Source organism: Stenotrophomonas sp. YJH_SMC_81 (genome assembly GCF_059370875.1).
In genome coordinates this window covers 76,171-87,890 of the sequence record NZ_JCAFUB010000013.1, presented here as the reverse complement: position 1 = coordinate 87,890, position 11,720 = coordinate 76,171, and the positions used below count along the sequence as shown (strand labels likewise).

Genomic DNA, 11,720 nt, shown 5'->3' with positions numbered 1-11,720 from the left:
TCTACTCAACGGCACCGGCTGCGGGCGCTGATCGACGCAGTAGAGCCACGCCATGCGTGGCTGCCAACGCCGATGTCCCTTCATCCACGCATGGCGTGGATCTACTCAACGGCACCGGCTGCGGGCGCTGATCGACGCAGTGGAGCCACGCCATGCGTGGCTGCCACCGCCGATGTCCCTTCATCCGCGCATGGCGTGGATCTACTCGGGCGCATGCCAGATCCGCTGCCACATCGCGGCCAGCCGGCGACCTGCGTCGGCGCGCGCGGCCGGGCTGCTGTAATCCACTCGCACCTGCTCGGGCGTTATCGGCCGCCACTGCCCGTCGGCCTGCTCAGCCACCACGAAGTTGAAGGTGTAGTCCGGCTCCAGCCCCATGCGCAGGTCACTCAGCACCAGCCGGCCGTCCACCACCTGCGCCCGCATGAAACCTCGGTTGAACCACTGCAGCCGCTGCACGGCGGGAATTGCAGACGCTTCGCGCAGTGCCTGCACGTTGGACGGACGGCCCTCGAACTGCATCGGCCCATGGTCGGCCAGCAGCGAGCGGTCAGCCACCGCGTAGCCGCTGGGTGTCATCGCCACCACCCGCCACAGCAGGGTGTTGAACGGCATCGGCACCGAGAAGCGCGGCGCATCGCCCAGGCCCATCGCGGCCAGGCTCTGCTGCGCGGCCCGATCGACCTGCGCCTTGGCGATCAGCCCCCAGCCCAGGTAGCCACTGCTGAGCAGCAACGCCGCGCCCAGCACCTTGCCCGCCCAGGGCCGCGCACGACCGAACCAGGCCAGCACGCAGCCCAGCAGCAGCCACACCGTGTAGCCGGGGTCGATGATGAAGACGCTGGAGCCCATGGTTGGGTGTGGCCGCAGCGGCCACCACAACTGGGTACCGTAGACGGTGAACGCATCCAGCACGGGATGGGTAACCAGCGCCAGCTGGATCGCCCAGAACCAGCGCAGCGGTGACTGCGCGACGCGGCCGTTGCCGAAGCGCTTGAACAACCACCAGATCAGTGCGGCCACCCAGGGCAGCACCAGCAGCGAATGGCTGAAGCTGCGGTGTTCGGTCATGTTCGCCACCGGGTCGGCCGCAGTGAAGCCAAGCCACAGGGCGTCGAGGTCCGGCAAGGTGCCGAGCGCGGCACCGGCCAGCAGGGCCGCGCGGCGATGGCCGGGCGGAGCGATGGCAGCGGCGACGGCGCCGCCGAGTACGATCTGGGTCAATGAATCCATGGGCCGATGCTAGCGGCTTGCGCGCGGTGTATGTAGAGCCGAGCCCATGCTCGGCTGCTCTTCGTTGCGCGTAACGGCAGCCGAGCATGGACTCGGCTCTACAGCGGGACAGACGCGGGCTATGCCGCCTGCGACAACCGCGCGCCGGGCAGTTCCAGCAGAGTCTGGCCGCTATGGTCGAGCAGGCGCAGCGCGCCGTCGTGGTCTTCGGCCAGTGCGGTCAGGCTCTCCACCCAGTCGCCGTCATTGGCATAGACCAGGCCATCGCGTTCAATCAGCGCGGCGCGGTGGATATGCCCGCAGACGATGCCGTCCAGGCCGCGTCGGCGCACGTCGTCCAGCCCGGCCTGCACGAAACGCTCGATGTAGCGTTCAGCGGCGCCACTGCGCTTCTTCAGGAACTCCGACAGCGACCAGTAGCGCATGCCCAGCCGCCGCCGCACTGCATTCAAGGCCTGGTTGCCGGTGAGGATGCGGTAATACAGCCAGTCGCCGAATTTTTCCTGCAGGCCGCCGAAGTGGGTCACGCCGTCATACTCGTCGCCGTGCGCGACCAGCAGCCGGCGGCCATCGGCGGTCACGTGGATGGCGCGGCGGCGCACCTGCATCGCCGGCAGCATCAGACCGCAGACTTGGCGCAGCGAAGCGTCGTGGTTGCCCGGAATGTAGATGATCTCGGTGCCGGCACGGCGCAGCGCGTGCAGCGCCTGGATGACCTCGCTGTGCGACTGCCGCCAGGTGGCACGGCGGTGCGCCATCCACCACAGGTCGATGATGTCGCCCACCAGGTACAGCCGTTCGCAGCGCAGCTGCGAGAGGAATCGCGCCAGCTCGGTGGCATGGCAATGGCGCGAGCCCAGGTGCACATCGGAGACGAACACCGCGCGCCGGTTCGGCGACAGGTTCGCCAGCGTGCTCATGCCGGCGTCCCCGCGTCGCGCAGGTAACGTTTGCGCTTGTTCGGCCGGACCGCGCACAGGTCCACCTCGATCAAGCCGTCGATCGAATCGCTGAAGTCCGGGTCCACCCCGAAGGCGAGGAAGCGCGCGCCGCCCGGTTCGCACAGATCGGTGTACTGGCGATACAGCGTGGGTACGCCGGTACCGAGTGCAGCCAGGTTGGCCTTCAGCACGTCGAACGCGGCGCCTGCATCCAGCTCACCGAAACTGGGCGGTGCGGCGAAGTACTGGAACGGCCGGTTCGATTCGGCCATGCCGGCGGTGCCGCTGTAATAACGCTGGTAGTACGCCACCAGCTGCTCGCGCGCATCGCGCGGCAAGGCCGCACTGATCGACACCGCGCCGAACAGGTAGCGGATCCCCGGCCGGCACTGCAGGTAGGCACCGATGCCCTGCCACAGGTAGTCCAGGCTGCGGCTGCCCCAGTAATCGGGCACCACGAAGCTGCGGCCCAGTTCCAGGCCCTCGGCGATGTGGGTGATGGCATCGTCGGAATAGCGGAACAGCGACGCGCTGTAGAGCCCGGACAGGCCGTGCCGGGCCAACGCGTGGGCACCACGCATGATCCGGTACGCGCCAGCAATGCGCTGCGCGGCGGCGTCCCAGATCACGATGTGCTCGTACTGCGGGTCGTAGTTGTCGAGGTCACGGCTGCGGCCGGTGCCCTCACCCACCTGGCGGAAGGTCAGTTCGCGCAGGCGGCCCAGTTCCAGCAGCAGTGGCGAATCGGCAGTGCAGGTGGCCAGCAGGATCTGCTTGCCGTCGGCGGTCTGGCCCAGCTGGGTGGCAGCAGCGATGCCAGCGGCGACCTGCGAAGGTGGCACCGGGGCGGCCAGCGGCTCAGGGCCCGCGCAGGCAGCGGCATTGCCGGCCGCGCCATTGCGGCCCAGCGCATAGAGTGCGCGACGTACCGCCAGCAGTTGGGCACCCGGGTCGCCGCCGTCGCCCAGCCGCATCGGCTCGCCGATGCTCAGCCGCAGCGGGCGGCCACGACGGGTGAACATCTCGCGTGCCAGCAACGCGGTACCGGCCGGCTTGAACAGGGTCGAGGCGCCATAGAACAGCGCCGAGTTGCGCGCTTCCACCCGCACTGGCAGCACCGGTGCACCGGCCGCGCGGGCAAAACGGACGAATCCGCGCTGCCAGCGGCCATCGCGGATGCCGCGCAGCGAGAGGCGCGATACCTCGCCGGCCGGGAACACGATCACGCACTGCTCGGCGGCCAGCGCCTGCTCCACCGCATGCAGGCTGCCGCGCTGCGCCTTGCCGCCCAGGATGCGCACCGGCAACAGCAGATCCTGCAGCGGCGCGATCGCCCCCAGCAGGTCGTTGGCCACGATCCGCACATCGCGGCGGATACGGCCGACTGCGTCCAGCAAGGCCAATGCGTCCAGCGCCCCGGAAGGGTGGTTGGCGACAATCAGCAGGCGGCCGGTGGCCGGAATCTTCGCCAGCGCGGCCGGATCCACCTGGTACTGGCCGCCGATGAACTCCAGGCCGGCGGCGACGAAACCGAAGCCGCGCAGGCCTGAGCTGCGCTGCAGGAAGGCTTCGATCTGGTCCAGGCGCGACCAGCGGCCGACGCTGCGCAGCAGCGGCCGTGCCAGCTGGCCACGGCGGCCATGGAACCAATCGGGGAAACGTTGCTGGAGACGCTGTTCGAGTTCCTGCATGGCGGATCCACTGATGCCCGGCGGCCGGATTGGCCGACAGCCTGCGCCCGGCAGGCGGCAGCCAGATGGCGGTTTCGGGGCAGAACGATGACGGCCGGCCCCCTTGACGGCCGGGTCGCGCCCTGCGCGGTCGGGGGTTGGGCAGCCCTGTCTGTTGTTGTCGCGCGGGTGGAACACTGGGCCTCGAGGCTGGCCCCCAATCCCGTCATGACGGCCCCTGCCGGGCCTACGCGGGCTTAACCACCGGCAACCGGTACCGGTTCACAATGCACAGGCGGCGCACCCCGTGTATCATGCGCGCCCATCTTTCCATCCGAATCAAGGGATATTACGCCTGATGTCCAGCTATCTCTTCACCTCCGAGTCGGTCTCCGAAGGCCATCCGGACAAGGTTGCCGACCAGATCTCCGATGCGGTGCTGGACGCGATCCTGACCCAGGACCAGCGCGCCCGCGTGGCCTGCGAGACCATGGTCAAGACCGGCGTTGCCATCGTGGCCGGTGAAATCACCACCAGCGCCTGGATCGACCTGGAAGCGCTGACCCGCAAGGTCATCACGGACATCGGTTACGACAGCTCCGACGTCGGCTTCGACGGCGCCACCTGCGGCGTGCTGAACCTGATCGGCAAGCAGTCGCCGCACATCGCCCAGGGCGTGGACCGCAAGAAGCCGGAAGAAATGGGCGCTGGCGACCAGGGCCTGATGTTCGGCTATGCCACCAACGAGACCGACAGCTACATGCCGGCCGCGATCCACCTGTCGCACCGCCTGGTCGAGCAGCAGGCCAAGATCCGCAAGAAGAAGAACTCGCCGCTGTCGTGGCTGCGCCCGGACGCCAAGAGCCAGGTCACCCTGCGCTATGAAAACGGCGTGGTCTCGGCCATCGACGCCGTGGTCCTGTCGACCCAGCACGCCCCGGGCATCAAGCAGAAGGACCTCATCGAGGCCGTCCGCGAAGAGATCATCAAGCCGGTGCTGCCGGCCAAGTGGCTGCACAAGGGCACCAAGTTCCACATCAACCCGACCGGCAAGTTCGAGATCGGCGGCCCGGTGGGCGACTGCGGCCTGACCGGCCGCAAGATCATCGTCGACACCTACGGCGGCTGGGCCCGTCACGGTGGTGGCGCGTTCTCCGGCAAGGACCCGTCCAAGGTCGACCGTTCGGCCGCCTACGCGGCCCGCTACGTCGCCAAGAACGTGGTTGCTGCCGGCCTGGCCGACCGTTGCGAAGTGCAGGTCTCCTACGCCATCGGCGTGGCTGAGCCGACCTCGATCTCGGTCACCACCTTCGGCACCGGCAAGATCAGCGACGACAAGATCGAGAAGCTGATCCGCAAGCACTTCGACCTGCGCCCGTACGGCATCATCAAGATGCTGGACCTGATCCACCCGATGTACCAGCAGACCGCGGCCTATGGCCACTTCGGCCGCAAGCCGAAGGAGTTCAGCTACCTCAACGGCGAAGGCGAGACCGTCAACGCCACGGCCTTCTCCTGGGAGAAGACCGACCGCGCCGCCGCCCTGCGCGCCGATGCGAAGCTGAAGTAAGCAACACGAAGGGCCGCTCACGCGGCCCTTCTGCTTCTGGTAGAGCCGGCCGCTGGCCGGCTTTTTCATGGCCTCCGGAAACAACCGCGTGGTTGCCGGCCAGCGGCCGGCACGACCGGTTGCCGATACAATCGCCGCATGTCGACCGAACTGAAAACCCACCAGCTGTCCATGACGGTGCTGATGTCGCCGGAGATGGCCAATTTCTCCGGCAAGGTCCATGGTGGCGCCATCCTGCGCCTGCTTGACCAGGTGGCCTACGCCTGCGCCAGCCGCTATGCCGGCAGCTACGTGGTCACCCTGTCGGTGGACCAGGTGATGTTCCGCCAGCCCATCGCGGTCGGCGAGCTGGTCACCTTCCTGGCCTCGGTGAACTACACCGGCACCTCATCGATGGAGATCGGCATCAAGGTGGTGGCCGAGGACATCCTCAAGCGCAGCGTGCGCCACGCCAACAGCTGCTTCTTCACGATGGTCGCAGTGGATGAAGAAGGCCGGCCGACGCCTGTCCCGCCCTTGCAGCCGGCAACGTCCGACGAAAAGCGCCGCCAGGCCGCAGCACAGATCCGCCGCCAGCTGCGCCAGGAAATGGAACAGCGCCACCTGGAACTGCTGGCGTCGAACCCGCCGTCGCCGGAGGAATGAGGTAGTGCCGGCCGCTGGCCGGCAACCTCGCGCGTGCTGCCAAACATCATGAGGTTGCCGGCCAGCGGCCGGCACTACCAACGCCAGGTCACCCTGTGTTCTGCACGCCCTGCGAAACGCCGTTCACGCACGCCACCAGCGCGCGCAGCAGATCGTCATCCTCGCGCCCGCTGGCCCGCCAGCGCTGCAGCAGATCCACCTGCAGCACGCTGATCGGATCGACGTAGGGATTGCGCAGGCGGATCGACAGCGCCAGCCGCGCGTCGTGGTCCAGCAGCGTCTTCTGGTCCATCAACGCCAGCAGCCAGCGCCGGGTGAGCTCCAGTTCGCGCTGCACCTGCGGGAAGAAGCGCCCGTGCAGTTCACCCGACAACAGCGAGAACTGCTGGGCGATGGTGATATCGCCCTTGGACAGCACCATCGCGATGTCGTCCAGGAAGGTACGGAAGAACGGCCAGTCCCGCGCCATATCGCGCAGGGTCTGTTCGTGGCCGGCATCGACCGCGGCCTGCAGGCCACTGCCCACGCCGTACCAGCCGGGAATCACCGCACGCGCCTGGCTCCAGGCGAACACCCAGGGAATCGCACGCAGGTTGCCCAGCGCTGCGTCCTGGCCGAGCCGGCGCGACGGCCGCGAACCCAGCGTCATCCGCTCGATCACGTCGATCGGCGTGGCGGTACGGAAGTAATCCATGAAACCGGGCTGGCCGACGAACGCGCGATACACCTCGCTGCTGGCCGCAGCCACCGCATCCATCACCGGCCGCCAGTCATCCTCGCGCGGCTCGGCGGCGCGCGGGCGCAGGCTGGCGCGCAGCACTGCACCGGTGGCCTGTTCCAGCGAGCGCAGGGCCAGCGCGCGGATGCCGTACTTGCGATGGATCACCTCGCCCTGCTCGGTCACCCGCAGGCGGCCATCGATGCTGCCGCGCGGCGACGCATCGACCGCATGCGTGGTCTTGCCACCGCCACGGCTGATCGAGCCGCCCCGGCCATGGAAGAAGGTCAATCGGATGCCGGCCTCGGCCGCCACCTCCAGCAGTTCCACCTGCGCGCGCTGCAGGCCCCAGCGCGAGGCGGCGATGCCGCCGTCCTTGCTGCTGTCCGAATAGCCCAGCATCACCATCTGCACGTCGTCGCGTGCCTGCAGGTGCGCGCGGTACACCGGATCCTCCAGCAGGTCGCGCAGCGTGGCGGTACCGCGCTTGAGGTCGTCCACAGTTTCAAACAGCGGCGCGATATCGAGCGGCACGCCGCCATCGGCATCGACCAGGCCACCACGCCGCGCCAGCGCCAGCACCGCCAGCACGTCGCTGCGGTCGTGCGCCATCGAGATGATGTAACTGCCCAGTGCATCGCCGCCATGCCGCGCACGGGCATCGGCCAATGCAGCGAACACGGCGTCGAGCCGCCGGTTGCCGTCGTCGTCGCCTTCCGGCAACGGCACCTCACCGCTGGCATGCGGTGCCAGCAGGCGCGCGCGGCCCAATGCATCCAGGCCGTCCCACGCTGCGTCGCCGCCCAGCACCGCCGCCAGCGCGCGCGCATGCACGCTCGATTCCTGGCGCACGTCCAACCGCGCCAGATGGAAGCCGAACGTCTTCACCCGCCACAACAGCCGCTGCACGGCGAAGCCACCGGCATGCTCGCCGCGGTTCGCGCGCAGGCTGTCGAGGATCAGCTGCAGGTCGTCGATCAGTTCATCCGGGCCGGCGTAAGCGCCCTCGCCCTCTTCCAGCGTGGCCTGCAGGCGCGCGCGCATGCGATCGTTGAGCAGGCGGTAGGGCATGTCGGCATGGCGCGGGCGCGACTGTACCTGCGGCAGCAGCTGCTGGTAGTGCGCCACGCGCGCCTGCAGCGCATCGCTCACGCCCACCCGCTCGGTGGACTGGCTGAGCAGGCTGGCCAGCTGCAGCAGTTCCTTCTGGTAGCGCGCCAGTACCGCCTGCCGCTGCGCATCCAGCGTACTGCAGATGGTGTGGGCATCCACGTTCGGGTTGCCGTCCATGTCCCCGCCCACCCACGTACCGAAGCGCAGCAGGCGCGGCAGTGGCAGCTCTTCACCATAGGTATCGCGCAGCGCCTGCTGCAGCGATTCGTACAGCACCGGAATCACGCGGTACAGCACCTGCACCAGATAGAAGCCGACGTGCTCGCGCTCGTCATCGACAGTGGGCCGCACCGGCGAAGAGTCAGTGGTCTGCCACGACGCGGTCAGCGCCATGCGGAAGCGCGCAGCATCGGCGGCCGCTTCCCCCGGCGTGCGCTGGCCGTCGAGGTTGTCGACCAGGCTGGCCACCATCAGCTGCTCTTTCTCCAGCAGCGCGCGGCGCACCGCTTCGGTCGGGTGCGCGGTAAACACCGGTTCGATATCGATGCGCGGCAGCCATTGCGCCAGCTCGTCCAGCGTCACGCCCTGCGCCTTCAGCTGCTGCAGCGCATCCTGCAGGCCGTCAGGCTGCGCCCCTGCGGTACCGGCACGCTGGTAGTCACGGCGGCGGCGGATGCGATGCACGCGCTCGGCAATGTTGACCACCTGGAAGTAGGTGCTGAAGGCCCGCACCATGGTCTCGGCCTGCTGCGGCGTGCGCCCGGCCAGCCCTTCGGCCAGCTCCGACAGCGGTGCCTGGTTCTCGCGGCGGGCGATGGCGCGGGTGCGCACGTCCTCGACCTCGTCGAGGAAGGCCGCCGATACCTGCTCGACCAGAAGGTCACCGACCAGTGCGCCGAGCCGGCGCACGTCATCGCGAAGCGGAAGATCGGGAGAAGCAAACTCGATGCTGCTGCGGTACTCGTTCATCGGCGACGCACAGGCCTCGGTCAACGGATCCAGACCCCAAGCCTAAACCAGAACGGGCAGCGTGCTGCGACGCAAAAATGGTTTCATCTGCACGTATCCATGACGCACGCAGCCGAGCATGAGCTCGGCTCTACAAGCGTCGTGGCGCGTGACACCGTGTAGCGCCCGAGCCCATGCTCGGGCCGCGCCGCAGCCGCACAGGCGGCCCCTGTTACAGGGGCCGCCCTCATGCAGGTATCAGCGCTTCTTCTTCGCCTTGCCCTGCTCGGCCGGGCCGATGGTCTGCTCCAGCCAGCGCTCGCTCTCGGCCAGCATGGTCATGATCGATTCGCGTGCGCGGTAGGCATGCGATTCGTTGGGCAGCATCACCAGCCGCGCGGTGCCACCCAGGCCCTTCACCGCGGCGAACATGCGCTCGCTCTGGATCGGGAACGTGCCGGAGTTGTTGTCGTCCACGCCGTGGATGAACAGGATCGGATCCTTGATCCTGTCGGCGTAATTGAACGGCGCCATCTTCTGGTAGACGTCCTGCGCCTGCCAGTAGTTGCGTTCCTCGGCCTGGAAACCGAACGGGGTGAGCGTGCGGTTGTAGGCACCGCTGCGCGCGATGCCGGCCTTGAACAGGCGGGTGTGCGCCAGCAGGTTGGCGGTCATGAACGCACCGTAGGAATGGCCGCCGATGGCGATGTGCTCGCGATCGGTCACACCACGCCGCACCACTTCATCCACTGCCGCCTGCGCATTGGCCACCAGCTGTTCGATATAGGTGTCGTTGGGTTCCTTGTCGCCCTCACCGATGATTGGCATCGACGGGCTGGCCAGCACCACATAGCCCTTGGCCAGGAACGCCTGCGGGCCCCAGTAGCTGACCGCATTGAAGCGATACGGCGAATCGGTCACCTGGCTGGCCGCGGCCGCGCTCTTGAACTCGCCCGGGTAGGCCCACATCAGCAGCGGGCGCGGGCCGTCGCGCTTGGGGTCGTAGCCCGGCGGCAGCAGCAGGGTCGCGGTCAGGTCGACCCCATCCTTGCGCTTGTAGCGGATCTGCTCCTTCTGCACGCCCTTCAGCTGCGGCAGCGGATGGGCGAAACGGGTCAGCGCGCGCGGTGCGGCACCGGCATCGGCCAGCGACTGCACGTAGAAGTTGGCCGGTTCGTCCGGGCTCTCGCGGCTCAGCAGCAGCGAACTGCCCTGGTTGTCCAGCAATGCCACCGGCAGCGAATAGCTCGGCGCCTGCGAATGGAACAGACGCGTCGCCTTGCCCGTGGCGATGTCGAAGCGGTCCACGAACGGGCGGTCGCCCTCCGGCGAAGCACCGGCGCCGGCCAGGTACAGGCTGCTGCCATCCGGGCTGGTCTGCAGCAGCGAGCGACCACGTTCATCGCTGGCCAGCAGCGGCCGCCCCGGATCGGCGTAACGGTCCTGCGCGTCACGATCCCACAGCAGGCGCGGCTCGACACCGGCGTTGTCCGGGGCGATCAGCCAAGTCTTGGTCCTGCGGGTCTTCCACCACGACTCGGTCAGCAGGGCCAGGTCGCCACGGCCCCAGTTGATGCCGCTCAGGCGGCTGCCAAGCTGGGCCAGGGTGACCGGCGGCTTGTCGAACGGCGCGGCCTGCATCAGCACCGCATCGCGCACCTTGGCCTCCTGGTTCGGATCACCACCGTCCTGCGCTTCGGCCCAGACCAGGGTGGCATCGGCATCACCGCGCCAGCTGATGTCGCGCACGCCGGTCACTTCGGCATCATTGCCGGTCGGCAGGCCTTCCACCAGCGGGCGCACCGCCACGGTATGCACCAGCTTGCCGGTGGCCCGGTCGATTACTTCAATGCGGCGCGGAAAACTGCTTACCGGCACCACGTAGGAGTACGGACGCTGCACCGGCTGGCGCAGCACGAAGCGGCCGTCAGGCGACACCGAGAAGCCCATGAAGATGCCGGCCGCACCGATCGCGCGGGTACTGCCATCCAGGCCGACTTCCATCGGCTGGGTAGTAGCGTAGTAATCGAACTGGCGAGCGTCGGCTTCGTTCTTCAGCAGGTCCTGATAGGTACGGATCGACACCACGCCGCCGCCCTGGCTGGTCTGCTGCACGGCAGGGCCGGTCGGGACGCCGTCGGCGGCCGGGGCTGGCCCCAGGTTGGCCGGGCGGGCGAACACCACCAGCCCGCGGCTGTCCGGCAGCCACTGGTAGCCGCTACCGATCACCGTGTTCAGGCCGGCAACCAGGCGACGGGCACTGCCACCGGCCACATCCACCAGCCACAGTTCATTGGCGCCACTGGCGGCATCGACCTGGTTGAACGCCAGCCACTTCTGGTCCGGCGACCACATCACACTGGCGATCGACAGCGTGGCCGGCAGGCCACTGATCTGCCGCTCCTTGCCATCGGCCACGTTCATCAGCCACAGCTTCTCGCCGAAGCTGAAGCGGCTGTCGGAGAACGTGCGCGGGTTGATGCGCAGGCCGGCCAGCTTCAGTTCCGGCTGCGCCACCACCTGGATCGACGGCAGCGACGGCATCTGCATCATCGCGGCCACGTCGCGGCGCGGCGACAGGAACAGCGACGGCGCGCGCGGGGCATCGACCACTGCCTGCAGTGCGGCCGATGGCAGTTCGTAGCCGTTGACACCCTGCGCCTGCGCGGCAACGGGCTGCGAAGCGGCCGCCCAGGCCAGCGGGGCCACCGCCAGCAGCCCCATCGACAGGACCAGGCCGGTCCAGCGCCGTGTGCGGCGCGCGTGCATGCTCATCGTTCCACCTGTGTGATGCGTGAAAACACCGACCTTAACAGGCCGTGCACGTGGCCCCATCTGCCGATGGTTGGGTCATGCCGATGTCACGCTGGGGCCGCGATATA

7 protein-coding genes are annotated in these 11,720 nt (G+C 68.2%); 2 read left to right on the top strand and 5 right to left on the bottom strand.

What is annotated here, in order from left to right:
* Positions 1-201: 201 nt before the first annotated feature.
* The 3 genes from AC5P8U_RS18735 to olsF all read right to left on the bottom strand — a co-directional run bounded on the left by AC5P8U_RS18735 (position 202) and on the right by olsF (position 3,865).
* Positions 202-1,233, bottom strand: a complete 1,032-nt coding sequence (locus AC5P8U_RS18735; protein ID WP_072167868.1) for a metal-dependent hydrolase — start codon at positions 1,231-1,233, stop codon at positions 202-204.
* 119 nt (positions 1,234-1,352) lie between these two features.
* Positions 1,353-2,153 carry a UDP-2,3-diacylglucosamine diphosphatase gene (locus AC5P8U_RS18730; protein ID WP_088497858.1) on the bottom strand — a complete coding sequence of 267 codons (801 nt, stop codon included), beginning with the start codon at positions 2,151-2,153 and terminating at the stop codon, positions 1,353-1,355.
* Positions 2,150-3,865 (bottom strand): bifunctional ornithine lipid synthase OlsF, encoded by a 1,716-nt coding sequence (gene olsF / locus AC5P8U_RS18725; RefSeq protein ID WP_111007862.1) that lies wholly within the window; start codon positions 3,863-3,865, stop codon positions 2,150-2,152. The genes AC5P8U_RS18730 and olsF overlap by 4 nt, the downstream gene beginning before the upstream one ends.
* Positions 3,866-4,202: 337 nt before the next feature.
* On the opposite strand from olsF, the gene metK reads away from it, so the two are divergent.
* Positions 4,203-5,414, top strand: a complete 1,212-nt coding sequence (metK, locus tag AC5P8U_RS18720; RefSeq protein WP_005408103.1) for a methionine adenosyltransferase — start codon at positions 4,203-4,205, stop codon at positions 5,412-5,414.
* 138 nt (positions 5,415-5,552) lie between these two features.
* Complete coding sequence (locus tag AC5P8U_RS18715; protein WP_005415314.1) at positions 5,553-6,059, top strand: acyl-CoA thioesterase; 507 nt, start codon at positions 5,553-5,555, stop codon at positions 6,057-6,059.
* Between the two features lie 88 nt (positions 6,060-6,147).
* Here the strand turns inward: AC5P8U_RS18715 and ppc are convergent, their stop codons facing one another.
* Positions 6,148-8,859 carry a phosphoenolpyruvate carboxylase gene (ppc, locus tag AC5P8U_RS18710; protein ID WP_088497856.1) on the bottom strand — a complete coding sequence of 904 codons (2,712 nt, stop codon included), beginning with the start codon at positions 8,857-8,859 and terminating at the stop codon, positions 6,148-6,150.
* A 237-nt stretch (positions 8,860-9,096) separates the two neighbouring features.
* Positions 9,097-11,613 (bottom strand): S9 family peptidase, encoded by a 2,517-nt coding sequence (locus AC5P8U_RS18705; protein ID WP_439426595.1) that lies wholly within the window; start codon positions 11,611-11,613, stop codon positions 9,097-9,099.
* Positions 11,614-11,720 lie beyond the last annotated feature (107 nt).